The following is a 24,968-nucleotide window of genomic DNA, read 5'->3' as shown; positions in this document are numbered from 1 at the left end:
TCATCAACTAAGGAGTACCCATTATGCCCTGGATACAAACGTACACCCCTGCCGCGGGAAGCCTTGGATGGTCCGCTCTGCTCGCCGCCGTGCCCCTGGTGGTCATCTTCCTCTGTCTGGCGGTTGTAAAGATGAAGGCCCACAAGGCCGCGCTGCTGGCCGTGGGTTCCGCCCTGGCCATCGCCGTCGGCGTGTGGGGAATGCCGGTCAAGCTGGCTGGGCTGGCCTTCGGCCAAGGCGCCGCCTTTGGTCTCTTTCCCGTGTTCTACATCGTGCTCACCACCCTTTTTCTCTACAACATCACCGTTAAAGGCGGTCAATTTGAAGTCATCCGCGCCTCCCTGGCCGGTCTGACCGCTGACCGCCGCATTCAGGCCCTGCTGATCGCCTTCTGTTTTGGGGCTTTCATCGAGGGCGCCGCCGGTTTCGGCACCCCGGTGGCCATTGCCGGCGCCACTCTGGTCGGCCTTGGTTTCCGTCCGTTGTACGCCGCCGGCGTCTGCCTGGTGGCCAACACCGCGCCTGTAGCCTTCGGCGCCATCGGTATTCCGGTCGTCGCCCTGTCTGCGGTTATGGGCTATGACGATGTCGGTATGATGAAACTCTCTAAAATGGTCGGCCATCAGCTGCCCTTTATTTCGGTTTTCATTCCTTTCTATGTCATCGTGATGATGGCTGGGATTAAAAAGGCCTTCGAGGTCATGCCGGCCATCCTGGTCTGCGGCGTCACCTTTGCCATCGCGCAGTGGTTGACCGCCAGTTATGTTGGTCCCTACTTGCCGGACATCACCGCCTCCCTGGCGGCCATGGCCGCCCTGGTGCTGTTGCTGCGCGTCTGGCAGCCCAAGGAGAACTTTGTCTTTGATCACGAACAGGCCGCGACCAAGGAAGAACACAGCTACACCGCCGGCCAGATCTTCCGCGCCTGGACCCCGTATGTGTTCCTCACCCTGATGGTGCTGCTCTGGGGCATCCCCTCGATCAAGGCCGGGCTCGACAAGAGCAAGATGATCATTCCGATTGCCGGCCTGGACAACATGATTATCAAGAAAGTCGCCACCCCGGAAGTGGGCGCAGCGAAGCTGGCTGTAGCCGTGGCTGAAATCGACAAAACCCTTGCCTCTCTGCCGGTCGGCGACGCCAAGCTCAGCGGCGTGGTTGGCAAGCTTGGCGAGTTGAAAAACCTGGAAGCACAGTTGCTGACCGTTGAGCAGAAGCTGACCGGCCAGGGCGCGTCTCTGCCGCCGGAACGGCTTGCCGCTCTTGAGCCGGTGATGAAGAAGAGCGCCGAGTTGCAGGACGCCGTTAAGGGATTGGTGAAAGATCAGGTGGTGGCCAAGGACAAGTTCGGCGCCCTGACCAAGGCTTTGAACGACCAACTGCCGGCCAAAGTACCGGCCAAGTACACCTTTAACTTCATGTCCGCCGCCGGCACCGCCATCCTGATTGCAGCCTTGCTCTCCGCCCTGGTTTGCGGCGTAGGCTTTGGCGACGTGCTCAAGATTGCCGGCAAGACCCTGGTTGACATGCGCTTTCCTGCCGTCACCGTAGCCTCGGTGCTGGGCCTGGCCTACATCATGAACGCCTCGGGCATGACCAACTGCCTCGGTCTGGCCTTTACCAAGACCGGCCACTGGTTCCCCTTCCTGGCTCCGATTCTTGGCTGGCTGGGCGTGTTCCTCACCGGTTCCGACACTTCGAGCAATGTTCTGTTCGGCGGTTTGCAGAAGGCCACGGCGGAGCAGTTGGGCATCAACCCGATTCTCACCGGCGCCGCCAACACCAGCGGCGGCGTTATGGGCAAGATGATCTCGCCCCAATCCCTGGCAGTGGCCACCGCCGCCTGCGGCATGGTCGGCGAAGAGGGCACTTTGTTCCGCTTCACCTTGAAGCATTCGATCTTTCTCACCCTCATCGTCTGCGTGATGGTCTATCTCCAGGCCTATCATCTGCAGTGGATGATTCCGTAACACTCTCCTTGTCTTGCTCCTCCTGGAGTCGTTCCGGCAATTCCCCCTGCCTGAACGACTCGCCCCCCTGGAGGAGAAAGGCACGCGCAACTCCGGGCGGCAGCAGTCGGGCCGCCCGGAGCCCTCTGTGTTCGGGAGACGCTCTGGCGTCTCCCTTTTTTTGTGAAAACGCGTTGGCGTGTTCGCCTGCTTGACTGGGCTGATCGCCCCTGCGACTTGCTGCGCGCTTGTTGCGACAATGAATTGCATTCCCATAGGTTATGGAGTAGAAAAGGACGGTTGTATGTTTTCTTTACCGAATTGGATGACCATGCGCTTTAAACCGATCAAGCCCAAAAAAGTTTCCAGTCAGATCGCCGACCAGATTCGCGAGTCGATTCTTGCCGGGGATTTCTCCCCTGGCGACAAGCTGCCGCCTGAGCGCGAGTTGGCCGAGATGTTTGGCGTGTCCCGCCCTTCGGTGCGCGAGGCGCTCAACATCCTGTCGTCAGCCGGTCTGGTTATGTCGTATCAGGGCGGCGGCACCGTGGTGTTGTCGCTGGTCGACGCCGGGCAGGGCAACGCCCTGAGCGAGTTGATCCGCAGCCAACAGGACCGTGCCCTGGAAGTGATTGAAGTGCGCAAGTGCATGGAGTCCTGGACCGCCTACTACGCGGCCCAGCGTGCCCTCCCTGAAGACCTGCGCCGCATGGAAGAGATTGTGGCGAACATGGAGAAGAATCTGGAAGGACAGCTGCCTTCCGAGGATCTGGACGCCAACCTCCACATCGTTATTGCCCGGGCCACCCACAACATTGTCTGGCTGCACCTGATGCAGAGCCTGTTTGACGCCATGAAGGAGTTTCAGCGCAGCGTTTGGCGGGCGGTTTATCTCACTCTGGAAGACCACAATTTGCTGTACAGCCATCACTCCGGCATCGTTGCCGCCATCCGGGCCCGAGACGCCGAAGGCGCCCGCAGCGCCATGATGGACCACCTCACCTTTGCCGAGCAGCGCAGCACCGTCTACGTTGCCCGTCAGCCGGCGTAAACGCCTCTTTTCGTTTTTTCTCGTCGCCGTTGATCGGGATTGTCCGTCCCGAATCGACGGTTTCCCTTTTGTAGTCGTTTTTTCTCCATCGCCCATTCGCCGCATCCATCCGTTGTGCCTCATTGGTCAGCGGATGAATGCGGTCAAGCCTTTGTTTGCGATATTTTATTTGACAGATCATTTTCCAAATGATAATTGGTAAGACAACAATACCTCCGCTGAATAAACAGGCAGCAACAGGCGTTTGCGGCGGAGAGAGTGCATCCCGCATGTGCAATCGCATCCAAGGAGAACTGTTGATATGCTTGACCAGAACATCATTGAACAACTCGAGGCCCTGGTAGGAAAAGAAAACGTATTGACCGGCAAGGTCGACCTGGTGGCGTACAGCTACGACGCCACCGCCGATCTGCCCCGACAGATGCCGGACGTGGTCGTCTTGCCGACCAGCGCCGAAATGGTGCAGGAGATTGTCCGTCTGGCCCGCCGCAATAAAATCGCCATCTATCCCCGTGGGGCCGGCACCAACCTCAGCGGCGGTGCCGTGCCGCTGAAAAAAGGCATTGTCCTCTCGTTCCAGAAGATGAACGCCATCCTTGAGGTCGACGCCGCCAACCTCACCGCCGTGGTTCAGCCGGGCGTGGTCATTGCCGCCCTCAACTCCGCCGTTGCCCAACACGGCCTGATCTACCCGCCCGATCCCGGCACGGTCGCCACCGCCACCATGGGCGGATCGGCCGCCGAGAACTCCGGCGGTCTGCGCGGCCTCAAATACGGCGTCACCAAGAACTACATCATGGGCATGGAAGTGGTGCTGGCCAGCGGCGAGAAGGTGCGCTTTGGCGGCAAGACGGTGAAAAACGTCACGGCCTATGATTTTTCCAACCTCTTTGTCGGCTCCGAAGGAACCCTGGGGATCATCACCGAACTCACCGCCAAGCTGATTCCGGCCCCCAAGTATCGCCGCACCATGATGGGCGTGTTCAAGTCCCTGGCCGACGCCGGCAACGCCGTGGCCGGCATCATTGCCGCCCAGGTCATTCCCGCCACCCTGGAAATCATGGACCGGATGACTATCCGCACGGTCGAGGATTTCGCCCACATCGGCCTGCCGGTGGACGCCGAGTCACTGCTGCTGATCGAGGTCGACGGCATGTCCGAGGACGTGGTCCGCGCCGAGGCTGAGGCGGTGATGCAGGTGGTGACCGGCAACAACGGCGATCTCAAGACCGCTGAAACCGACCAGGAGCGCGATCAGTTGTGGACTGCGCGCCGCAACGCCCTGCCGGCCCTGGCCTCGCTCAACAACATGGTCGTCCTGGAAGACGCCACCGTACCCCGCTCGCGGATCACCGACATGCTGATCGCCTGTCAGGACATCGGCAAAAAATACAACCTGACCCTTGGCACCTTCGGTCATGCCGGCGACGGCAACCTCCATCCCACCATCCTCTGCGACAAACGCAACCAGGAGGAGGTCGCCCGAGTGCACAAGGCGGTCGACGAGATTTTTGAGGTAGCCCTGCGTTTTGGCGGCACCCTTTCCGGCGAGCACGGCATCGGTGTGGCCAAAATGAAGTATCTGGGCGACGAACTCGGCCAGAGCGGGCTCAACCTGATGCGCAACATCAAGGAAGCGCTCGACCCCGAATACATCCTCAATCCGGGCAAGATGGTGCCCCTACGGGAGAACTGAAGCATGGCGACAACCGACAAGGCCCAGGTGGTGCGGGCTGGAAAAACCTACCACGACGACCTCGAGATTGTGCGCGAGGAACTCGACAAGTGCATGAAATGCGGCAACTGCATGTCGGTGTGCCCGGTGTATGGCGCGGACAAGGTGGAAACCGCCGTGACCCGATCAAAGATTGCTGTGGCCGAGGCGGTGCTGGCCGGCGAGTTGGAATTGGACGACCCGCAGGTCTATGCGATGTTGTTCAACTGTCTGGTTTGCAAATCCTGCATGACCAACTGTCCGACCAAGGTTAATTTCGACCGGATCATCCTCGCTCTGCGGGCGGCCCTGGTGCGCAAGAATGGATTGCCTTGGTTGAAGAAGGCCATCTTTTCGACCCTCAAACACCCGAAACTCTTCGACGCCGGACTCCGCATCGGCGCCGCCATGCAGGGCCTCGCCTTCAAAACCGACAAAGGCGGCAAGGCCATCTCGCCCCGCTCGCCCTTTGCCCGGGTAGGCGGTGCGATTGGTTTTGACGAGGAACGGCAGATGCCAGGCCTGAACGTCACGCCGCTGCGCGAACGCGTTCCCGAGGTGGTGAAAGCGCCAGGCGCTGTGCTCAAGGTGGCCTTTTTTACCGGCGACTCGTTAAACTATTTTTACCCGGACGCCGGCCAGGATTTGATTGACGTCCTGACAGCCAACAACATCGAGGTCCACATCCCCAAGGCGCAGAACTGCTGTGGGGTGCCGGTGCTGGTCCACGGCGACGTGGAAACCGTGCGAACCCTGGCCCGCAACAACATCGACACCTTTGACAAAACCGGCTGCGAGTATCTGATCACCGGCTGCGGTTCCTGCGGCGGCGCCTGGCAGCATGATTACGTCGATATTTTGGCGGCCGATCCGGTCTACGGGCCCAAGGCCGAATACTGGGCCAAACGGACCTACGACGTCTCCACCTTCCTCACCCGGATCATCAAGCTCCGGGAGCCGAAAGGCAGGGTGGAGCGGGTGGTGACCTACCACGACTCCTGTCACCTCAAGAAGTCGATGAAGGTCTTTGCCGAGCCGCGCGAGATTCTCAAATCGATTCCCGGCCTCACCTTTAAGGAGATGTCGGCCCCGGACGCCTGTTGCGGCAGCGGCGGTTCATTTGTGCTCTCGCACTATGAAACCTCCTCCGCCATTGGCCGCAAAAAGGCGGACGACATCAACCGCACCCAGGCCGACACCGTTTCTGTCGGATGCCCGGCCTGCATGATGCAACTGCTGGACAACGTCCACCGTGCCGGCGGCCAGCAAGAGATCACCCACTTTATTTCCCTGCTTGCGGAGTCCTACCGCAAGGAAAAGACAGACAAAGGCTCGCGTTCCTGAGCAGCGTCTGGTCATAACGCGCCAAGGGGGAAAGGATGCCAAATCCTTTCCCCCTTTTTTATTGTTGGCGTCCCGAAGAACTCGGCCCGAAGCGAATCAATCAGGGGAGGCAATGAACCGCCTCGGTCCATTCTCCAGTGGCGACGGCGTCAAACTTGGCGAGAAACAACTGTTCGGCGCGGTAAAGGTTTTCTTTTTTGTACCGCTGGAGAAACGGTTTCATCTGTGCCGGGCCGCCATTGTAGAGCGCATACAGCCACGCGGCCAGGAACCGCTGCCCCGTCGGAGTGGTCAAATCCACCGGGGCCTTTTCCTTGAGCATATAGTCGCGAAGGTACAGGGCCATGATCTCGCAGCCTGCCTGGCTGTTGTAGCCGATGTTCCAGCGCAGTTGCTTGGTGTTGTACACTCCCCGCCAAATCTGCTCGTTGATTTGCATGATGCCGACCGAGGTTTGATTCGAGGAGAGGGTGTAAGTAATGGTTTTGTTAAGGATCCGAAATTGGCGGAAGCAGCTTTCTTGCCAGGCGGAGGCCAGAATCATGGTTACAAACCAGTCGTCCGTGCCGGCGGGAGCCGCTAATTTGTCCTGCTGCGTCGTGGCTGCGCCGTGGAGCAAGTCGCGAACCTTGGGCAGCAACTCAGCGGCCGGGACGAACTCCGGCGTCCACTCCCTGATGTCCTGTTGCCCTGCGGCTTGGTCGGCTGCAAGGGCGGAAGACAGACCAAAATAATGCGTGAAACGTCGCCAGGGGAAAGGTTGTAGCAGGGAGGTGGGATCGTTTTCCTCGGCTGCGGGCAGGGGAATCGGCTTGTCAGTCGGCAAGGGTTCGTCCGGGAGGGGATCGAGGCCGAGGACCTGACGAAGTCGCTGATCGGTTGCAGAGGAAGGCGGGCCCGGTTGCAAAGATTCGGTGCTCATCAGGGCGGCCAAACGACGAAAACCATCCTCACTGATTTCAACCCCAACTGCCGGTCCCAGCGAATCGAGAATGCGCAAAGCGTCGTTGGCGGTGAAGAAAGCAAGGTATCCCAGGATATTGGTCTGCGAACCGCCGAGCAGATGATTGCGAAAAATCGGCTCCAATTGGCTCCAGCCCCAGAGGAACTGTTGGCGGACGAACAGCGTGGAGAGTTGGTTCTGCTCGATGGCATCGGTGAACGCGTACCGCGTCGTCAACATGGTGTTGAGCAGGATGCGGCGCTCTTCTTCACTTAAGGGAGCGCCGGCAAATTGTTTGAGTTGGAGAACGAGAAAATCATCCCAGGCTCGCCAGAGCGACAACACCCGGGAGTAGTCCTGTGGGCTGAGTTGCGGCGCTGGTTGGTCGTTAACGGTTTGCCGGGGCAGGGCAATGTCGGCCAGGATGTTGACGCTCAAACTCTCGGGGTGCACCAGGGGCCGATCAGGCTGCATGCCGGCGAGAAACTGGAGCGCCGTTGCCTGATGATCACGATCAAACATAGGCAACAGGGCGGCCTTGACGTCGGAAACCGGGGGCGCGAGGTCAACGGTGATTTTGTCGACGTATGCATGCACATGGTCCTTGATCAGGCTCCACAACAGATCAACGGCGTGCATTGGTTGGTTGTTTTTGTCGAAGACGGCGGAATCGGCGGTTGCAAAGGAAAGTCGCCAATTGCCGTCTATGCGCGGACGTTGCCATAGAACCACCGACCCTTCCCAGGTGAAAGGCGTCAGGCAGGAATCGACCACCGGAGTGCCCCAATGCATGGACACCTTGGTTTGGAACCGGAGATAGCCGCGTTCTTCGGAAAGCTGCAGATGCGAGAGAACGATTTGGTTGCAGCCGTGAGCGGCGTCGAGGATCTTAGCTTTTTCACCGGCGAGCGGGTAGGCGGCCTGTGCAATCAAATTCCTGAGCAGCGGCAAGGGGATGGTCAGCGGTAACTGTAACGACTCTCCCCAGGACCAAGAGGGCGCAATGAGGAGCAATGCAAACAAGGCAACGGCTCGGACTGTGGTTGGAAAAGGCATGGTGACGTGTGCGCAATAAAAGGGGGATAAATGTCGTAAGCAATCGTTGAACATTGCGCCCGCGTTGCCTTGGACTGCCTGTTGCAGGGGGCAGGCGACCTGTTTGGATGCTTGTGCGACGCACAATGAGGGGTTTTAGAGCGTTCAACGTGCATGCAAAGCACGCGCTCTCCATGGAGACCGAACCTGAAGCTGTTGCCTGACAGCGCGATCCTGTTGAGGGCCGAGTGAGTGTTTTTTTGAAATGCACTGATTTTACGGCTATGCGTACCTTTTCGCATGCGAAAAAACACGCTTCACTCGTCCGAAGCCGTTGTTGAACGGGGCTCCTCCGGTGTTGTCGAGGCCTCGGCAAACAGGTCGTTTTGTTCAAGCGCCTTGGCCAGTTGTTCCAGGGTGCGCTGCCCGTCCTCTTTTTTAAAACGGAATTGAACAATGAATTCGCTGTGGTTGGTTGGCGAGGCGGGGGCAATGTTGAAATCGCGTTTGGTTGCCTTGTCGCCAAAATAGGCGCGGCGTATTGCGACCACCCGGTTTTCAAAACCCAATCGCCGAGTCGCTGGCGGGAGGTCGTTTTTCTTCGACAGCAGCCTCAGCAGGGTTGCCGCAGGCTGAGGGGAGGCGGTTGCCTTGGCGATGGCCTGTTGCACCCCCTTGTCGGCAATCGCTTCGGTCAGGTCTGGCGATCTTTGCGCAAGCAGCGTCAGCAACTTGGCAAGTTGCGGCCGGGTTGGCGCCAAGGGTTTGATAATCTGCAGATACAGGGCGTCTCGGTCTGCGCTTTTTTTAATCGGCGCCAGCATCTCGGAGGCAACGGAGAACTGCAGCTTTTCATTGACTACATCCGCAATTATTTCAGGCGATTCGCCGCGAATCCGAATTTGATTGACCTTGCGGTATTTGTGGATGGTGGAATGCGAAACCCTTTGCCCAGGTTTGCCGATGCCGAGCGTGCCGCCAAATTGTTCCGCCAGTTCGGCGTTGTTCAACCCCAGCGCACAACTGGCTGATTCAAGAAAATTTCCAATCTCAATAGGGTTGAGATTCCTGCGTTTGGTGTTTTCCGCCAGCGAAATATTGAAAAAATCCTCGGGTGAGAAATCACTCTCCTGGTAGATTTTGGCTTCAACCAAGGGCCGATCAAGCCGTTTCATCGCCTGAAATCTGCGAAAACCGCACAGGATTTTGTATCGGCCGTCATTTTTCTTTAGCAACACCAGCGGATGCAGCAGGCCGTTGCGGTCAATGGAACCTGCCAGTTCGTCGATATAGGATTCCCGCATCAAATCGGCGTACCGGGTGTCGCCCTGAAGGCGGAAGATGTATTGCAGATCCTCGGAACTGGTTGTGTCAATATTGTTGATGTCGATATTGCGCACCAGGGCCATTGCCAGGCGGAATTGTTCCAGAGCGGGAACCAGCATCAACGCGATGGACTCCGCCGTCTGTTCTTGGCTGATTAAATCATGGCGCACCGAGAGCAGCAGGGAGCGCACTTTCGGGTCGTAATACCCCTCACACTGCTTCTGTCGAAACAGTTGATTGATGTGCCGTTCATCTCTGCCGCAATAAGGGGAATCAGTCGGGGCGACCGCCGTCTTGAGATGTTGATCCTCGACGGCCACTCGAATCCTGGAGAGGAGCGACGGCGAGATGGTGGGGCGGTGCGGGGCCTCCAGCGAGGCCCGTTCTCCCTGGCCGTATCCGAACAGGATCATTTCTTCGCCGCGCTGCTGGGGCGGCATTGCCTGCAGGACGAGCACCAGGGGAAGCAGTCCGTTGCTGGAGATTTCTTCCTTGAAGTTCCTGATGGGCGTGAGAAAAGATTCGCGCACCTTGGGGCGGGCCTGAATGGCGACGATGTCGGAGAGATCCATGATCTCTCGTTTGTATTTGGTGTTGACGACTGCATAACAGTTGAGTTGGGCCGCCAGCGTCAGGGCCAGGTTGGCTACGAAGTTGCCCTCCTGCTCATTCGCCGGCGCATTGTAGCCGTCGGTCACGACGAGAAGGATGTTATTGCTGCCAAGTATTCTGTGAATGGTCTGGGGCAATGGCTGTTTCATGGTCACCGAGCATAAGAGTGATTTTTGAAAAACTCCAATTGGCAACATTGCTTGCGGCGTCGATGGTTCGCGTTGCCAGACGTCCTCCCAGGGTGGGCAAGACCTCCTTGCCGAGAACCAGTTGGACGACTTCGCGGGTCAGCAATTTGTCCGCCGGGGTTGCTGGAATCAGCATTTCTTCCGTTTGCCTGTCGAGGGTGCGGAGCAGGCCGCCCTTGCGCAACAAGGCGATCACCGCGGAGAGATCCGCATCGCCTGCCTGGGGCAGCCGTTGGGCCAGTGAAGACAGCGCGGTGGCGCGCCGAGCGTCAAAATCTTCGTACACTGCGTGTAGCACGTCAACCGCCAGTTGCAGGCTTTTTTGCGGCGAGGTCGTTGCGGCCCCAAATTGGTAGTGATGGTGATGCTGGAGCGCGTAGGCAAGGGAAGCGCCCAGGAGAATGAATGTCCAGCCGATCTGCAGCCAGATGAGAAAAAGCGGGATGGAGGCAAAGGAACCGTAGATCGCGTTGTAATTGGCCACGCCAACTTGCAGGGTGATATAGAGCTTTTGAAAGATGAACCAAAAAACAGAAGCAAAAAGCGCCCCCACCAATGCTGGCCCGGTTTTTACCTTGCAGTGAGGAAAAAAGAGGTACATCACCATCAGGCTCAGAACAATAAAAAGAAACGGGATGAGCTTAATGAAGAAACCGGCCATCCACGCAGAGGGCAGGATCATGCTCAGGCGCAGCATGATGGTTTGATTGGCGAGGATGGCTTCGGCGGCCAGGGCCACGTTCAAGGAGAGCGGCAGCAATATCAACAATGCTAGGTAATCCATGATCTTGCGGAACAGGGAGCGCCCCTTGTGCGTATGCCAAATGGCGTTCATCGCCTCCTCAATCGACGACAACACCAGAAAGACGACCCCAATCAGGCCGATGACGCCAATGATGCCCAAGGCCGCGAAGTTGGTCCGATCAACGTACTGAAAGATGAGATCAACGGCATGATGCAGATTGGTGGTTGTGGGCGACGCGGGCGTTGGCACGGGGGTTGTCGCCGAGACAGGCAAATCCGCTTGCCCGAGAACGGTGTTTGTTGCGGTTTCAGGAGGGTCGACTGCAGCCGGCGGCGGTTCCCATTGGTCGATGAATTTGACGACCGCCGTTTTCAGTTGCTCGTCGTTGCCCAGGCCCTTGAGGATGGAGGTGCTGAGCGCCAGGATGGGGACAAGGGACAGAATAATGGAATACGTGAGCGCCGAGGCGCGCAGGGCAAGATGGGTGCGAAAGAACTCCTGCCGCATGATCAGAAGAAGGCGAACGCAAAAGCGGGCAAGGGCGCCTGCGCCATGGGGATCCGGCGTAGGCGAGAAGGCCCAGCTCCGAAGACGTCGCCGGCGGGGCAGGGGCACAACGGCGGCGCTTTCCGGCTTCGGATGGGCGTCGTGGTCGTCGCCGGCGGGTTCGATCATCGGCCTAGCTCACGGTGCAGCCATTTCTCAATAATCTCGAAAATGATTTCCCGCTTGACCGGTTTGGTGATGTAATCGTTCATCCCTGCCTCCAGGCAGATTTCCCGGTCGCCTTTCATGGCGTTGGCGGTCATGGCAATGATGGGAATGGTGGTGAATCCACGGTTCCGCAATTCCAGCGTGGCGGCCAAACCGTCCATTTCCGGCATCTGGACGTCCATCAGGATCAGATCAAAATCATCCGGTCGCCCGGCAAAGGCGTCCACCGCCTTGCGGCCGTTGTTGGCCACCTCGACCTTGTAGCCGGCCTTGGTGAGAATGAGCACCGCCAGTTTTTGGTTGACCGGGTTGTCTTCGGCCAGCAGGATGCGGACCGATTGCTTGAGCTCCTCACGGACGCTGTATTGGGTAATGAAGGTTTCCTTGACCGGGCTGGCGGTCTCCGGCTCCTCGGCGGCCATCAGCTTTTCGATGGTCTTGAACAGGATTTCCCGCCGCGTCGGCTTGGTGAGAAAGGCGTCAAAGCCGGCGTCCTTGCAGCGCTGGGCATTGCGCTCGGTTGTCGAGGTGTAGGCCAAAAGCGGGATTTTCCCGGTTTCCGGCAATTCATGGCGAATGCGTCGGGCCAGCGCGTATCCGTCCGGCGCCGGCATCTGAATGTCCAGAATGATCAAATCAAACAGGCGGCGCTCGTTGATCGCCTGCTGCAGTATCGCTTCCGCCAGAGAACTGTCCTCAACCGCGACGACTTCCAATCCCGCCGCCTGGAGGATGTGTCTGAGGATGCTCAGGTTGGTGGGATTGTCGTCGACGATCAGCGCCCGTTTGTTGCCCAGGCTGACCTTGGTAAAGCTTTTTACCTGTTGCTGCGGCGCCTTTTTCAGGGTGGCGGTGAAATGGAAGACGCTGCCAACGCCTATTTGACTCTCCGCCCAGACGTGGCCCTGCATCAGGCCGGCGATTTTGCGGCAGATGGAAAGGCCCAGGCCGGTGCCCCCGTACTCGCGGGTGGTGGAACCGTCGGCCTGGCGAAAGGCCTCAAAGATCGCTTCCAGTTTGTCGTCGGGAATGCCGATGCCGGTGTCGCGGATGCGGGCGTGCAGGGTGATGGTCTCGTCCGTTTCGCCGTCAACCGCGATGGACAGTTCCAGTTCCCCTTTTCGGGTGAATTTCGCCGAGTTGCCCATCAGGTTAACCAGCACCTGTCGATACCTTCCTGGATCGCCCATCACGTTTGCCGGCAGGGCGTCGTCAATGCGGCAGAGCACTTCAATGGGGCGCGACGTCACCTTGGGCCGGACCAGGTCGCAGACGTCCTGGGCGGTGATTTCAGGATCAAAATTAATGCACTCCAGGTCCAGTTTGCCGGCTTCAACCTTGGAGAAATCGAGAATGTCGTTGATTAGCGAGAGCAGGGCGTCGGCGCTGCGTTTGATGGTCTGGGCAAATTCCTCCTGTTCGCTGTCCAGCCCAGTATCCAGCAGCATGTCGGTGAAGCCGATAATGCCGTTCATAGGCGTGCGGATTTCATGGCTCATGGCCGCGAGGAATTCGCTTTTGGCGATGTTGGCCGCCTCCGCCGCTTTCTTGGCGGTGCGCAACTCATTCGTCTGCAATCGTATTTCCGCCTGCAGGGTCTCGGAGTAGTTGCGCTGCTGCTCCTGTATTTGCAGATAATTCTGTTCGTTTTCCGCCATAATGTCCTGGAACTTTTTTTCCAGGACGGCTGATTTGCGGTCAAACTGCTTCTTCTGTATACGGAGCCTGCTGACGGTTTCCACCGTTTCCCGGAGGGAGAGAAAGAGTCGAACCGCGAGACTGACGACGGCGGCGGCCCAGGCACCGGCGTCCTGTTGAGCCGATTCCAGGGGAGTGGCCAGGATATAGCCCTGAAGATCGGGAACCGCCAGGAGGAAATAACGCCGCCCTTGGACAGCAAAGGCCAGTTCCGAGGATTTCTTTTCGTGTTCGTCGATGTGCCGGATGGCCTGATCGACCGGCAAGGGAAATTGTGCGGAGGCAACGTGGTTGCCCGATTGGTTGAGACAGAAAAAAAGAAGATCGTCGGTTTCCTGTTCCAGGTGGGCGAGAAGCGCGGTCAATTCGCCTACCGGATCAACCAGATCGGCAAACAGGGAAGTCTGGGCCATGAGGGAGTCTCCTTAGCCGCCATACATTTTTCTGGTTTTCTCCAATTCTTCCGGGAGATCTTCCGCGAGCACCTTGTATTCCTCGACATTGCTTTGAATATGCGCCGCCAGGGTTGGGACGAGACTGTTGGCCAGTCCTTCTTTGATGGCCGGAAAGTTCAATTGCTGGATGATGTATTCGCTCATCTGGAGAATGCCGGTCGGCGACTGGGGCGTAATCTGGCCGCTGTCGTGGTGGTGATCGCGGATGGCCTCGGCAATGGCGTCCGGGATGCGCCATTCCTTGGCCAGAATGTAGCCTATTTGACAATGATCGGTTGCGAGCAGTTCGTGTTCCAGTTCGATGATGGGCGGTCCGCCCGGCGCCAACTGATCGATCAAATGCAAAAACGACTCCCGCGCCGCCTCCATTTCGACAATCAGGCCAATGTCGTGGAGGATGCCGCAGAGGTAGGCGTCGTCGCCGTTGATGGTGAAAATTCGCTCGGCGATCATTTTGCAGCAAATGCCGGAGGCGGCGCTGTGGAGCCACAAACGTTGCGGCGAAAATTCAGTGGAGCTGGAATCGGTGCGCAACATTCCCTGAATGGCGTCGGTGACCGCAATATTGTGCAAATTCTTCATCCCCAACAGGGCAACGGCCCGGGAGATGGAGTCCACCTTCCTGGTCAGGCCAAAGTAGGAGCTGTTGACCAAGGTCAGCAGACGCGCAACCAGCGCCGGGTCCAGCCGGATCACCTCCTCAAAATCCTGCAGGGTTGACTCATCGTCGTTCACCAATTGCACGAGGCGGGTGACGATGTGAGGCAATGTCCTGATCGTTTTGAATTTATCGAGCAGTTTTCTGGCGGATGGCATGGGGGACTCCTAGGGGCGTTGCCGCAATGCGGACGGAGTGATTAGGCGGCAATCTCTTTTTTGGAGACGGCCTCGGCCTTGATGCGGTCAAGCAATTCAGCGAGCACCGGTTTGATGTTTTCGCGAATGTCGCCGGCAACAATGATGAACAGCAAGTCGTCGCCGGGAAGAAATCGACCGGAGTGGGCCTCGACGACGATGTCGTAAATGCCGGGCCGTTGCAGATATTCCTGGCGTAATGCCGCGATTTTCCGGTCGTCGACCACTGTTTCCAGGGCCGTGACCTCCTGGCGATCCTGGCGTGACCAACTGCGCACTGTGCCGTTGTGAATGAGGATCATCCCCACGTTGTCGTTGAAGTCCGGCCGTTGTTTCATTGCTGCAATGGTTTTTGAAATATCCATGGTTTTTTTCTTGTAGATGTTGACGGGGAGTTGCGGGTTGTTGAATTTATTGGCGGCGGCCGGGAATGGTTAACTGGTCTCCCGCCTGGACCGACGACAGCTGTTTGCCGCGGTTGGCCGCCGATATGTCCTGGGGAGAACGCTCGAATTTTCGGGCTATGGAGGCCAGCGTGTCTCCTCTTCTCACGGTGTAGCGGGCTACTGGGAAAGTTGTGGCCGTCGACCGAGCTCCGCGAGGGGCGACGGTTGGAGGTTTGTTCTTTTGGGCGGCGACTGTCTTGATTGACTGCTTTGTCGCTGGAACACGCACCAGGTATCCTTTGGGTACGGCTTGTTGGCCGTCAACGACCGGGTCAAGCAGGGCCGGGTTGAGGCTGAGGAATTGGGCCTTGGGGAGGCCGGACGAGGCCAGCAGTCGGCTCAAGGGCACCTCCTCTTTGAGGCGGAAGGTCGTGGTGGCCTCCGGCCTTTCAAGCGGCAGGTTGGGCGTGCCGCTCAACCGTTTCGCCACCCGCATGGCGGCAAGAAATTCCGAATAAAAATTCCGGGAGGCGAATTTAAAATACCCTTGGCTGTAGGAGTTGAAAATGTTCTCATAACTTCCATGCTCCCGGACCGCCCGAACCATACCGGCCCTGCCGTAATTATAGGCGGTCAGGGCCAGTGGCCAGGACTGGAGCGCGGCGTAGTTGTCCTTGAGCATCTGGGCGGCGGCTTGGGTGGCCACGTAGGGGTCGGCGCGCTCGTCTATGAGTTGGTTGATGGTCATGTACTCTTTGCCTGTGGAGCGGGTGAATTGCCAGAGGCCGGAGGCCCCGGCCTTGCTGTAGGCTTTCGGGTTAAACGACGACTCCACGTGCGGCAGGTAGACGAGCTCTGAAGGCAATCCGTGGGCAGCAAAAATCTGTCGGAATTGCGCCAGGTATTTTCCAGAGCGGAGCAGGCCCTCGTAAAAACGATCCTTTTGGCCGATCTGCAGGCGGACGTTCTCGCTGGCCTCGTGAAAAATGGTGTGCCGCTGTCGGGGAAAGAGCGCGGCGATCCGTTTTTCTTCTGTCGTCACTGCCGGACGGCCTGAGCCGAGCTGGGTGAGGATGAGGTGAATGCGCTCTTTGGCGGCCTTAACGCGTTCGCTGTTGACCTGTGCCGCATCAGGGGCTTCCCAGTCGACGAGGTCGATGACCGCATACACCCGGCTGAGGTCCTCAGTGTCATGGAGAATGCCCTGGCGAGTGGAATAGCGGCTGTACACATCCTCCCAAAATTTGACGTTTGCCCTGATGCACGGATAGAGCGGGAAGTTTTCTGCGGCCGAGGTCGGGACAACCGCGGCGTGGAACAGCAAAAACGTCCAGAGGAGCGTGGCAAAAGAAGCGGTCGCCGACAACGCTTTATATGCTGATCGGAGATAAATCATGGTATGGATGACGCTGCTGGAAGGGAGAAATGGATGCCGGTTAACATGCCGACATTTTATCATATTGCATGCCGTCCGGCGATAAAAGTTGCGTTTAAAATATTGTTCTGTCATAACTGATGGTTATGGGTGAGTTGAGGGAGTGGCGTATGTACATGCCGATCATTGGCACACTGGGCTATGTTGTTTCTCCAGATGGTTTGCAAACTCTGCTGGTGCATCGCAATGCCCGCGCATCGGATCAGCATCTCGGCAAATACAATGGGCTGGGCGGGAAGATGGCGGCCAACGAGGACGTCGTCGCCTGCATGCGCCGTGAGATCCGTGAAGAGTCCGACCTGGAATGCGTTGCCATGCAATTGCGCGGCACCATCAATTGGACAGGTTTCGGCCCCGAAGGCGAGAACTGGCTGGGATTTGTTTTTCTGATCACCGCCTTTGCCGGCACGCCCAAAACAAGGAACGAAGAGGGCGAGTTGGGCTGGCATCCTGTGGCGAGTCTTGCCCAACTGCCGATGTGGGAAGGGGATCGATATTTTCTCCCCTTGGTGTTTGACGGCGACCCGCGGGTGTTTCACGGTTACATGCCGTATGAAAATGGATCGCCTATTGCCTGGGAATACGAGAGAATTTAGCGCTCAAAGAAAAAAGAGGCTGCTTCTGGCTCCTTCATGTAAAGTTCTTGCGTTCAAGGGGCGCGATCTGTATAGTTATCCACTCTTTAGTTCTGTTATAATTTCGGAAGGTTATGGTTTTTCAACCTTTTCGGCAACTTAAAACTCAGAGGATGTGTCATGGAAAATAACGCGGAATTGGTTCGCTTGGAGGAGTTTGTCGATAAACTGTTGACCAAATACAATCAACTCAAGTCGGATTACCATGCTGTGCAGGACACCTTGCGGCAGCGTGACGCCGAATGTGCAGAACTGAAAAACAATATATTTAATTTGAGCACGGAGCGGACGGCGGTCGGCAATCGGGTGGCAGGCCTGCTGGATCGAATTGAGCAGTGGGAGAGCGAGCAAAGCCCAAGTGCAACAGGAAAGAGCGAGACTGTCGGCGGAGCCCAGGGATCGTTGTTTGCTGGCGACGCCGAAAGCCAAAATAGTTAAGGCAAACGATCAACGCTGATGCAGGATCGTCTCGTCCGTTTCAATCTTTTCGGCCAGGATTTCGCCTTTTACAGCGACGCCCCCGCAGAAGAGGTGGAGTCAGTCATCGCCCTGCTTCGTCACGAGCTCGAAAGCAATGAAAAAATGAGCCGGAGCGCCGTGCCCTCGAGCAAGATGCTGGTTTTGGGCTGTTTGCGGATAGCCGCAAAATATGTCCATTTAGAACGGGAATATAGTGAATATCGCCAGTCGCAGGAACAGGCCGTCGCCAACCTGATCGACAAGGTTTCTGTAAACCTCAAATGATGTGCAAATAGAGGTTTGGCTGGCGCCAAGCGTCTGGTATAGTGAAAGCACAAGCATGATGTACCCCTGCTCTGTTGGTGATCAGCGGAGTATTGAGCCAACTCGCACGATAAGGGTAGCCTTAGCGCTGGATTATGGAAATCTTTATTGAATTCCAGACGCCAGCAAGGGCACTGCCCACCTAGTTGTATTAGGTTTAATCATTTCGTTGACACGGCGGCGCGGGGGTCTTTTTATCCAGCGGGGAAGACCGCTGTTTTTTATAGGCCATTTTCAGTGCAGAAAGAGGATGGTTGCGTGGGCACGGACATTGTTGGCGTGGTGATGGAAAGACAACTCTGATGCGGTCAGGTTTACCATAGGCGAGTAACCCTCCTCACAGACTGTTATCAGGAAAAATATCTGCCGTATTGGCGGTTTGATCCAGATAGATTTCTTGCTTTTCTTTGGGCTGAAAACCATCGGGTTGCGCTGAGCGGGCTGTTTGCCGTTCAGGCTGTCTCCTGTCGCTGCTGTTGCAAGCAGCGTTTCTGTCGCGCGCGGACTGTGTGCGCCCCACCCCCCTCCTTCGGGATCCACCTCCTTTCTTTTGCATACACCGCATGCCGTTAGCCGGTAGACCGGCGGGCTGGCTGCTTTCTCACATATATAGAGCAGGTGGTTTTTATGGAACTCAATGTCACAACGCTGCTTTTGGCGCTGGTCAATCTGGTGGCCGGTTTGGCTGTGGGGATTCTTCTCCGAAAACGTCTGGTGGAGGGGAATCAAAAGAATATTGCCCTGCAGGGCCGCCAAATTATAGAAAATGCTATTTCTGAGGCGGAGCAGATAAAAAAAGCGGCCTTGCTCCAGGCCAAGGAAGAGGCGTTTCAAATCAAGCAGGAGGCTGATCGCGAACTCAAGGCCAGTCGCCAGGAACTCAAGGATGATCAGCGCCGCCTGAACCGAAAATTCGATGAAATTCAACGCGAATTCCAGATTTTGGAGGAAAAGCAGGTCAGTCTGAAATACCGGGAGGAACGCCTTGAGATCAACGAGGGCGAGGTTGTTGCCAAGCAACAGCAGTTGGACGGCCTGGTGGACGAACAGCGATATAAGTTGGAAAAAATAGCCGGCATTGATCGCGAAGAAGCCAAGGTGCAGTTGATGCAATCCATTGAAAGCGAGGCGCGCATGGATTGCGCCAAGCGGTTGTCGCGGATTGAAAATGAGATGAAGATGGAGGCGGACCGCAAAGGGAAGAATATTCTCGCTTTGGCCATTGCCCGCTATGCCGGCGACTATGTCGCTGACAAAACCGTGTCGATGGTGCCCCTGCCCAACGAGGAAATGAAGGGGCGGATTATCGGTCGAGAAGGCCGCAACATCCGCGCCATTGAAGCGGCAACCGGCATTGACATCATCATCGACGACACGCCTGAGGCTGTCATCCTTTCCGGTTTCAACCCGATTCGCCGCGAGGTGGCTCGTTTGGCGTTGGAGCAGTTGATCTCCGACGGACGGATTCATCCGGCCCGCATCGAAGAAGTGGTGCAAAAGGTTTCTGAAGACCTGGAAGTCGGTATCCGTGAATCCGGCGAACAGGCCACCTTTGATGTCGGCGCCCACGGCATGCACGTTGACCTGATTAACTTGATCGGTCGCCTCAAATATCGCACCAGCTACGGCCAGAACATTCTCCAGCATTCCCTGGAGGTGGCCTTCCTTTGCGGGGTGATGGCGGCGGAATTGGGGTTGGACATCAAAAAAGCCAAACGCGCCGGATTGCTGCACGATATCGGCAAAGCGGTGGACCACGAGGTGGAAGGTTCGCATGCCGTCATTGGCCGTGATTTGGCGAAGAAATATGGCGAGGCCGACGACATCGTCTACGCCATCGGCGCCCACCACGAAGATCAGCCGCCCAAGTCGGTGCTGGACGTGTTGGTGCAGTCGGCGGACGCGCTGTCCGGCGCCCGGCCCGGCGCCCGCAAGGAAATGCTGCAGAGCTACGTCAAGCGCCTTGAGGATTTGGAGAACATCGCCAACAGCTTTAACGGCGTGGATAAATCCTACGCCATCCAGGCCGGCCGCGACCTGCGCATCATCGTTGACAGCCATAAGGTCAAAGACGAAGAAGCCACCTTGCTCAGCCGCGATATCGCCAAAGCGATTGAGGAACAACTGACCTACCCGGGGCAGATCCGGGTGACGGTCATTCGTGAAACCAGAGCGGTTGAATACGCCAAGTAGGGGGAGTGGATGAAATCGGTAGAAGAGCAAATAGCGCTGATTGAGCGGGGCGCCGTTGATTTTCATTCCAGAGAGGATTTGGTGAAAAAATTGACCAGATCCCTGGAAACAAACAAACCCTTGACCATCAAGGCCGGGTTTGACCCGACTGCCCCTGATCTGCATTTGGGGCACACCGTCTTGATCCAAAAACTGCGTCACTTCCAGCTGCTTGGCCACGAGGTCAATTTTCTGATTGGCGACTTCACTGGGCTGATCGGCGATCCGACCGGCAAGTCTGACACCCGCCCGCCTCTGACCCCCGACGACGTCAAACGCAACGCCGAAACCTACAAGGAGCAGGTCTTCAAAATTCTCGATCCGGAGAAGACCAAGGTGGTGTTCAATTCCACCTGGCTGGGGCAACTCAGTTCGCACGACATGATTCGCCTGGCGTCGGAGCTGACTGTGGCTCGGATGCTGGAGCGCGATGATTTCAAGAAACGGTTTGAGTCCAACCGCCCGATTTCGATCCATGAATTTTTGTATCCCTTGATTCAGGGCTACGATTCGGTGGCCATGAAGGCCGACGTCGAACTGGGCGGCACCGATCAGTTGTTCAATGTACTGATGGGCCGCGATTTGCAGCGAAGCCGGGGCCAGGAGCCGCAGGTGGTGTTGACCATGCCCTTGCTCGAAGGCCTGGACGGCGTTAACAAGATGAGCAAATCGTTGGGGAACTACATCGGCATCTCGGAGCCGCCTGAGAGCATTTTTGGCAAAATTATGTCGATCAGCGATGATCTCATGTATCGCTATTACGAGTTGCTCAGCGACCTGTCCATGGCGGAAATCGTCGCGCTCAAGGAAAAGGTTGCCGCTGGGCAGTTGCATCCCAAGGCGGTCAAGGTGCAGTTGGCCAAAGAGATGGTGGCCCGCTTCCACAGTCAGGCGGCGGCCGAGGATGCGGAGCGCAACTTTGAGCAGGTTTTCGCCCGCCATGAAATGCCTGACGAGATCGAAGAGATTCAACTTGCCGTCACGGAAGCTGAAATTTGGGTCCCCAAACTGCTCATGGACGCCGGGTTGGTGAAGTCAACCTCCGACGGCCGGAGAATGATTCAGCAGCATGCCGTGTCCATTGACGGCGTCAAGGTTGAGGACATTAACGCGGCTGTGCCCGCCACTGGCTCGATCCTGCTCAAGGTGGGCAAACGGAGATTCTGTCGGGTGATTTTTTCCTGAGACTCTTCGTCCCTGCGAGCGCAATGCAAAAAAAGAGCGGCTCTCCCGAAAGGGAAGCCGCTCTTGCTGCTTGGGCGTCTCGAAACGCGGGGGCTGGGGTTACTGCGCCTGCTGCTGTTGGCAGGTGCTGCAGATGCCGGTGAATTCGACGTGGTGGCCCATGATCAGGTAGGAGGTGGTTTCGGCGGCCTGGGCAACCAGTTCTTTGACCACGGGCACGTCGATGTCGTCCACCTTGCCGCAGACCGAGCAGCGGATGTGATAATGTTCGTCGGTGGTGGCGTCAAACCGCTTTTGGGTGCCGCCCACTTCGATTTTGAGGATCACGCCGCTGTCTGCCATCAATTCCAGGTTGCGGTAGACCGTGCCAAGTCCGATACGCGGCAGGCGCTTGCGCACCATATCGTATAATTCGCTGGCCGTGGGGTGGGTCTTCACCTTGGACAATTCTTCGAGAATAATCTGCCGTTGGGTGGTGAGGCGGATCATGGGTGCTGGAGCATTCATGGTGTTCTCTATCATTGAAAGTGACGTCAAGATTAAATAATAATTATCATCAACTACCATGATCGATGTTTTGCTGTCAAGCAAGAAACAGCTGGAATCGCCTGGAAGCGCTGCAGGGAAAGGACAATGAGGATTGGACGGCAGGAAATTTGGCCGCCGCTGATGCTGGCGCCCATGGCTGGTTTGACCCATTCGGCGTTGCGCACAACGCTGCTTGGTTTTGGCGGGGTGGGGCTTTTAAGCACGGAAATGCTGTCGGCAACCCGTCTGCCGGCCGAGAATGCGCAACTTTCGCCGTATCTCGTCAAGACTGCAGAGGAATCGCCGCTTTCTTATCAGTTGCTGCTGGCGGACGAGAAACCAGTGGCAAATGCCTGTGCCGCCCTGCACCGGCTAGGGGCCGACGTTATTGATCTCAATTTGGGTTGCCCGGCGCCTATGGTTCGCAAAGTGGGCGGCGGCAGCTGTTTGATGGAAACCCCGGATCGAGTGCGTTGCATTGTCGCGAGCGCCAGAAAAAACACCGACCTGCCGCTCACCGCCAAGATCCGGCTCGGCGAAACATTGGATGCGGAGAAGTTGCGGGATTTCTGCCTGATGCTCGCTGGCGAGGGGATTGACATGGTGACGGTGCATGCTCGGTTGCGGGGCGAGTCGTTTGCCCGGACCCCGCACTGGGACTGGGTCGCCAAGGTGAAGGAGTGGATTGATGTTCCCGTGGTGGCAAACGGCGGCATTGATTCGGTTGCAAGCGCCCGTCGCTGCCTGGAGCAAAGCGGAGCCGACGGATTGATGATCGGGCGGGCGGCGGCGCGGACGCCGTGGTTGTTTGCGTCCATTGCCCGTGAGATTTTCGGTATGGAGACACCCGAGCCAGAGGTTTGCCTGCCCCAGGTCTACCGGGCGTTTGTCACCGCGCTGGTCCAGCGTTTCCTGCCGGAACGACGCCTGGGGCGATTGAAAGAATTCACCCACTATTTTGCCAAGAATTATTTTTTCGGGCATCACCTGGCCGCCAAGGTGCAGGCTAGTTTGACCTTGGAAGAGGCGTGGGAGCGGGCGCTGGAATTCTTTGCCGAAAACGACCCGATTGCCGAGGGGTTGTCTTCGCCCTTTGGCGACGTCAGTGCAGCGGCGGATTGTAATAGCCAAAGCCCAGCGCCGGGAATTTGGCTTTAAGCTGTGCAAGCCAGCGGGTGATGCCGAGCGGCGGTTCGACCCCCTTGTGTTCAATAACCCGCAGGTAGTATTCGGGATCCATGTTGAGGTTGCGCAGTTGGATGAAGTCTGGTCGAAAGGCGTCAATCAGTTCAACGAGCGCCTTGAATTCGTCGGGATCGTCGGTGCAGCCGGGCAGAATGAAATAGTTAAGGGAGACGTGGCGGCCATAACGCTTCATTGTGGCGATCGATTGGCAGACATCCTCAAGGCCAAATCCCTTGGGGCGGTAATACAGACGGTGTTTTTCCGGTTGGGCGCTGTTGAGAGAAATGCGGATCGAATCCAACCCGGCTTGGGCAAGGCGTTCCACCGCGTCGGGCAAGCTGCCGTTGGTGTTGAGATTGATCGTGCCTTGGTTGGTGCGCGAGCGGATCAGCCGGATGCCTTGCTCCATGACCTCCGCCTGCAACAGCGGCTCGCCTTCGCATCCTTGTCCGAAGCTGACAATGGGCTTAGGCGCCGACTGCAGGTGCTCGACGGCAAGCTCGGCAATCTCCTGCGCGCTGGGGACAAAGGTGATTCTATCCTGGGTTGAAGGGCAGCACCCGGACGGCTGCAGGGAGATGCATCCTGCGCAGGCGGCATTGCAAACCGGCGAGCAGGGCAGGGGCGCTTCCCATCGGCCGAGAAAATAGTTGCGGGCTGCCGGGCAGCCGTAGGTCAGGCAACACTTGCCGAGATGTTGCACCAAGCGATTGCCGGCCAGACGCTGAAGTTGTTTGCGGGTGCGCTGTTCCAGCAACCGCTGATTGAATTGATTGGCGTCCTGGCGACAATCGGCATCGCTGCGAAAACCGGCGACCCAGAATTTTCCGTCGGCCCATCCCACTGCAGTGTATGCAAACAGCGGCAGAACAGGGGCTTCCGGTGAGGCGGTTTGGAAAGCGGCGGTGTAGACGGCGGTATGCGCTGGGGCCATGAAGGCGGCAACCGCCTGAATGGGTTGGTCAGGGTGAAACGGATCAGCGTCGAGCAATGCTGGCTCGTCGCCTTCAGGTTCGATGCCCACCGGCAGGCGTCCGGGCAGGGCGAATAATTCACTGCCGGCGGGGAGTTCGATCAGCTCCTGCAGGCGAGGTTTGTAAAACCGTCCGGCGGCGCTGCCGGCCATGTGCAGACCGCCGTAATCCAGTATTTCTCCAGTGCTTGTGGCAAAAAGCAACGAGGGAACAGACGAAGGGTGGGAAGCCGTCATGGCCGGACGTTTTACCGAGGCCGGATCTTGCTCAAAATGGAATCAACCGCCCGGTAGATCTCGAGATCGTCGCCGAAAACATCTTGGATGTGAGAGTTGTTGATCAGGTCTTCAATGATAAACTGGGTGAGATAGAGACTGATGACGTTGGGGTCCGGCGTCAGATTTCTGATCGGCGCGATTTTGAACTGCATGTCAAACTCTTCCATGTCGCTCAACTGCTGCAGCTGCTTGGCCATGACCTCTTGAATGGCGTGCGCCGAATTGGTCTCGATGATGTGCAAATCCAGGAGGCGCTGCACCAGCGACACCGCCAGCTCCGGCGCCATTTCACGGGATTTTTTTAGCATAAATTGTCGTTCCCGCTCCCTTTTCCGGTCAATGGCGTCGATGGTTTTGTTGGTTGAGTTGCTGGGGTTGATGTGGCGGGCCATGGGTGTACTCCTTCGTTTGTCTCGGTCAATCTGTCGTTTGTCTATATATTATGATACGCGTCGCGGCGGTCTAGCGTGGCCCGGATTGAGTGTCAGAATCAATCACGGCATCTGCGCTCAAGAGTGTGTTCGCCGAGAGCCAGCTGTTTCAAAATCGCGCGTTCCGGTGGTCTTCATGGTCGTTGCTCAGCCGGGTCAAAAGAAAAAAGCCGCAACGCTCATCAACCCAGCCGGAGAGTTCCCTTTGCGTAAGGGAACTCAGTTTCAAGAAGATGAGAGTTCTTATACTGTACCTCACAGTGATAAGCACTGCTTTTGTACAGGAA

Annotated in this window: 21 protein-coding genes and 1 other RNA gene; 11 read left to right on the top strand and 11 right to left on the bottom strand. The window is 57.3% G+C overall.

The genetic code is table 11. The features are described 5' to 3' along the window. The first annotated feature begins 23 nt into the window (after positions 1-23). The 4 genes from RCH93_RS17245 to RCH93_RS17230 all read left to right on the top strand — a co-directional run bounded on the left by RCH93_RS17245 (position 24) and on the right by RCH93_RS17230 (position 6,058). On the top strand, positions 24-1,970 hold the full coding sequence (locus RCH93_RS17245) for an L-lactate permease (protein WP_306549673.1): 1,947 nt from the start codon (positions 24-26) through the stop codon (positions 1,968-1,970). 310 nt (positions 1,971-2,280) lie between these two features. Beyond that, on the top strand, positions 2,281-3,000 hold the full coding sequence (locus tag RCH93_RS17240; RefSeq protein ID WP_373693317.1) for a FadR/GntR family transcriptional regulator: 720 nt from the start codon (positions 2,281-2,283) through the stop codon (positions 2,998-3,000). A 301-nt stretch (positions 3,001-3,301) separates the two neighbouring features. Beyond that, positions 3,302-4,696 carry an FAD-binding oxidoreductase gene (locus tag RCH93_RS17235; RefSeq protein ID WP_306549671.1) on the top strand — a complete coding sequence of 465 codons (1,395 nt, stop codon included), beginning with the start codon at positions 3,302-3,304 and terminating at the stop codon, positions 4,694-4,696. 3 nt (positions 4,697-4,699) lie between these two features. Then, positions 4,700-6,058 (top strand): (Fe-S)-binding protein, encoded by a 1,359-nt coding sequence (locus tag RCH93_RS17230; protein ID WP_306549670.1) that lies wholly within the window; start codon positions 4,700-4,702, stop codon positions 6,056-6,058. A 100-nt stretch (positions 6,059-6,158) separates the two neighbouring features. Here the strand turns inward: RCH93_RS17230 and RCH93_RS17225 are convergent, their stop codons facing one another. The 7 genes from RCH93_RS17225 to RCH93_RS17195 all read right to left on the bottom strand — a co-directional run bounded on the left by RCH93_RS17225 (position 6,159) and on the right by RCH93_RS17195 (position 16,339). After that, positions 6,159-8,024 carry a hypothetical protein gene (locus RCH93_RS17225; protein ID WP_306549669.1) on the bottom strand — a complete coding sequence of 622 codons (1,866 nt, stop codon included), beginning with the start codon at positions 8,022-8,024 and terminating at the stop codon, positions 6,159-6,161. Positions 8,025-8,353: 329 nt separating this feature from the next. Next, a complete protein-coding gene (locus tag RCH93_RS17220; protein WP_306549668.1) occupies positions 8,354-10,123 on the bottom strand; it encodes a ParB/RepB/Spo0J family partition protein in 1,770 nt (589 codons plus the stop codon). Next, positions 10,074-11,582: a YihY/virulence factor BrkB family protein gene (locus RCH93_RS17215; protein ID WP_306549667.1), complete on the bottom strand. Its 1,509-nt coding sequence runs from the start codon at positions 11,580-11,582 to the stop codon at positions 10,074-10,076. The genes RCH93_RS17220 and RCH93_RS17215 overlap by 50 nt, the downstream gene beginning before the upstream one ends. Continuing rightward, positions 11,579-13,732, bottom strand: a complete 2,154-nt coding sequence (locus tag RCH93_RS17210; protein ID WP_306549666.1) for a response regulator — start codon at positions 13,730-13,732, stop codon at positions 11,579-11,581. Before RCH93_RS17210 ends, RCH93_RS17215 begins: the two co-directional genes overlap by 4 nt. A gap of 12 nt (positions 13,733-13,744) precedes the next feature. Then, entirely contained in the window at positions 13,745-14,590 is an 846-nt protein-coding gene (locus RCH93_RS17205) for an HDOD domain-containing protein (protein ID WP_306549665.1), read from the bottom strand. A gap of 41 nt (positions 14,591-14,631) precedes the next feature. Beyond that, positions 14,632-14,994 carry a molybdenum cofactor biosynthesis protein MoaE gene (locus tag RCH93_RS17200; RefSeq protein ID WP_306549664.1) on the bottom strand — a complete coding sequence of 121 codons (363 nt, stop codon included), beginning with the start codon at positions 14,992-14,994 and terminating at the stop codon, positions 14,632-14,634. A gap of 46 nt (positions 14,995-15,040) precedes the next feature. After that, entirely contained in the window at positions 15,041-16,339 is a 1,299-nt protein-coding gene (locus RCH93_RS17195) for a lytic transglycosylase domain-containing protein (protein ID WP_306549663.1), read from the bottom strand. A 221-nt stretch (positions 16,340-16,560) separates the two neighbouring features. Here RCH93_RS17195 and RCH93_RS17190 point away from each other — a divergent pair, with 221 nt between their 5' ends. The 4 genes from RCH93_RS17190 (at position 16,561) to ssrS (ending at position 18,061) form a co-directional block, all read left to right on the top strand. Then, on the top strand, positions 16,561-17,046 hold the full coding sequence (locus RCH93_RS17190) for an 8-oxo-dGTP diphosphatase (protein ID WP_306549662.1): 486 nt from the start codon (positions 16,561-16,563) through the stop codon (positions 17,044-17,046). 159 nt (positions 17,047-17,205) lie between these two features. After that, entirely contained in the window at positions 17,206-17,523 is a 318-nt protein-coding gene (zapB, locus tag RCH93_RS17185; protein ID WP_306549661.1) for a cell division protein ZapB, read from the top strand. 18 nt (positions 17,524-17,541) lie between these two features. Continuing rightward, complete coding sequence (zapA, locus tag RCH93_RS17180; RefSeq protein WP_306549660.1) at positions 17,542-17,829, top strand: cell division protein ZapA; 288 nt, start codon at positions 17,542-17,544, stop codon at positions 17,827-17,829. 60 nt (positions 17,830-17,889) lie between these two features. Further along, a non-coding RNA gene (gene ssrS / locus RCH93_RS17175) (6S RNA) lies at positions 17,890-18,061 on the top strand. A gap of 41 nt (positions 18,062-18,102) precedes the next feature. Here the strand turns inward: ssrS and RCH93_RS17170 are convergent. Continuing rightward, complete coding sequence (locus RCH93_RS17170; protein ID WP_306549659.1) at positions 18,103-18,408, bottom strand: hypothetical protein; 306 nt, start codon at positions 18,406-18,408, stop codon at positions 18,103-18,105. An 87-nt stretch (positions 18,409-18,495) separates the two neighbouring features. Here RCH93_RS17170 and rny point away from each other — a divergent pair, with 87 nt between their 5' ends. Together rny and tyrS are read left to right on the top strand one after the other, a co-directional pair. Further along, positions 18,496-20,061: a ribonuclease Y gene (gene rny, locus RCH93_RS17165; RefSeq protein WP_306549658.1), complete on the top strand. Its 1,566-nt coding sequence runs from the start codon at positions 18,496-18,498 to the stop codon at positions 20,059-20,061. A gap of 9 nt (positions 20,062-20,070) precedes the next feature. Continuing rightward, on the top strand, positions 20,071-21,285 hold the full coding sequence (tyrS, locus tag RCH93_RS17160; protein ID WP_306549657.1) for a tyrosine--tRNA ligase: 1,215 nt from the start codon (positions 20,071-20,073) through the stop codon (positions 21,283-21,285). Positions 21,286-21,384: 99 nt separating this feature from the next. On the opposite strand, the gene RCH93_RS17155 is transcribed toward tyrS, so the two are convergent. Next, positions 21,385-21,792, bottom strand: coding sequence for a Fur family transcriptional regulator (locus tag RCH93_RS17155; protein WP_306549656.1), 408 nt, complete (start codon positions 21,790-21,792; stop codon positions 21,385-21,387). Between the two features lie 126 nt (positions 21,793-21,918). On the opposite strand from RCH93_RS17155, the gene RCH93_RS17150 reads away from it, so the two are divergent. Then, complete coding sequence (locus RCH93_RS17150; RefSeq protein WP_306549655.1) at positions 21,919-22,971, top strand: tRNA-dihydrouridine synthase; 1,053 nt, start codon at positions 21,919-21,921, stop codon at positions 22,969-22,971. Here RCH93_RS17150 and RCH93_RS17145 read toward each other — a convergent pair. Together RCH93_RS17145 and RCH93_RS17140 are read right to left on the bottom strand one after the other, a co-directional pair. Further along, positions 22,916-24,208: a radical SAM protein gene (locus RCH93_RS17145; RefSeq protein ID WP_306549654.1), complete on the bottom strand. Its 1,293-nt coding sequence runs from the start codon at positions 24,206-24,208 to the stop codon at positions 22,916-22,918. The genes RCH93_RS17150 and RCH93_RS17145 overlap by 56 nt on opposite strands. Before the next feature lie 11 nt (positions 24,209-24,219). Continuing rightward, positions 24,220-24,642: a hypothetical protein gene (locus RCH93_RS17140; protein WP_306549653.1), complete on the bottom strand. Its 423-nt coding sequence runs from the start codon at positions 24,640-24,642 to the stop codon at positions 24,220-24,222. Positions 24,643-24,968: the final 326 nt, after the last annotated feature.

Origin of the sequence: Desulfobulbus sp. (assembly GCF_030824455.1) — a bacterium.
Lineage (GTDB): Bacteria > Desulfobacterota > Desulfobulbia > Desulfobulbales > Desulfobulbaceae > Desulfobulbus.
Note: the sequence above shows the minus strand (reverse complement) of the source record. Positions and strands in the feature narration are given on the sequence as shown.

Bases quoted from the DNA above. Each gene is read 5' to 3' on its own strand.
- RCH93_RS17190 (WP_306549662.1), top strand. From the start codon at position 16,561: ATGTACATGCCGATCATTGGCACACTGGGCTATGTTGTTTCTCCAGAT.
- RCH93_RS17215 (WP_306549667.1), bottom strand. From the start codon at position 11,582: ATGATCGAACCCGCCGGCGACGACCACGACGCCCATCCGAAGCCGGAA.
- rny (WP_306549658.1), top strand. From the start codon at position 18,496: ATGGAACTCAATGTCACAACGCTGCTTTTGGCGCTGGTCAATCTGGTG.
- RCH93_RS17150 (WP_306549655.1), top strand. From the start codon at position 21,919: ATGAGGATTGGACGGCAGGAAATTTGGCCGCCGCTGATGCTGGCGCCC.
- zapB (WP_306549661.1), top strand. From the start codon at position 17,206: ATGGAAAATAACGCGGAATTGGTTCGCTTGGAGGAGTTTGTCGATAAA.
- RCH93_RS17240 (WP_373693317.1), top strand. From the start codon at position 2,281: ATGCGCTTTAAACCGATCAAGCCCAAAAAAGTTTCCAGTCAGATCGCC.
- RCH93_RS17220 (WP_306549668.1), bottom strand. From the start codon at position 10,123: ATGAAACAGCCATTGCCCCAGACCATTCACAGAATACTTGGCAGCAAT.
- RCH93_RS17155 (WP_306549656.1), bottom strand. From the start codon at position 21,792: ATGAATGCTCCAGCACCCATGATCCGCCTCACCACCCAACGGCAGATT.
- RCH93_RS17235 (WP_306549671.1), top strand. From the start codon at position 3,302: ATGCTTGACCAGAACATCATTGAACAACTCGAGGCCCTGGTAGGAAAA.
- RCH93_RS17205 (WP_306549665.1), bottom strand. From the start codon at position 14,590: ATGCCATCCGCCAGAAAACTGCTCGATAAATTCAAAACGATCAGGACA.
- RCH93_RS17145 (WP_306549654.1), bottom strand. From the start codon at position 24,208: ATGACGGCTTCCCACCCTTCGTCTGTTCCCTCGTTGCTTTTTGCCACA.
- RCH93_RS17140 (WP_306549653.1), bottom strand. From the start codon at position 24,642: ATGGCCCGCCACATCAACCCCAGCAACTCAACCAACAAAACCATCGAC.
- zapA (WP_306549660.1), top strand. From the start codon at position 17,542: ATGCAGGATCGTCTCGTCCGTTTCAATCTTTTCGGCCAGGATTTCGCC.
- tyrS (WP_306549657.1), top strand. From the start codon at position 20,071: ATGAAATCGGTAGAAGAGCAAATAGCGCTGATTGAGCGGGGCGCCGTT.
- RCH93_RS17245 (WP_306549673.1), top strand. From the start codon at position 24: ATGCCCTGGATACAAACGTACACCCCTGCCGCGGGAAGCCTTGGATGG.
- RCH93_RS17200 (WP_306549664.1), bottom strand. From the start codon at position 14,994: ATGGATATTTCAAAAACCATTGCAGCAATGAAACAACGGCCGGACTTC.
- RCH93_RS17230 (WP_306549670.1), top strand. From the start codon at position 4,700: ATGGCGACAACCGACAAGGCCCAGGTGGTGCGGGCTGGAAAAACCTAC.
- RCH93_RS17210 (WP_306549666.1), bottom strand. From the start codon at position 13,732: ATGGCCCAGACTTCCCTGTTTGCCGATCTGGTTGATCCGGTAGGCGAA.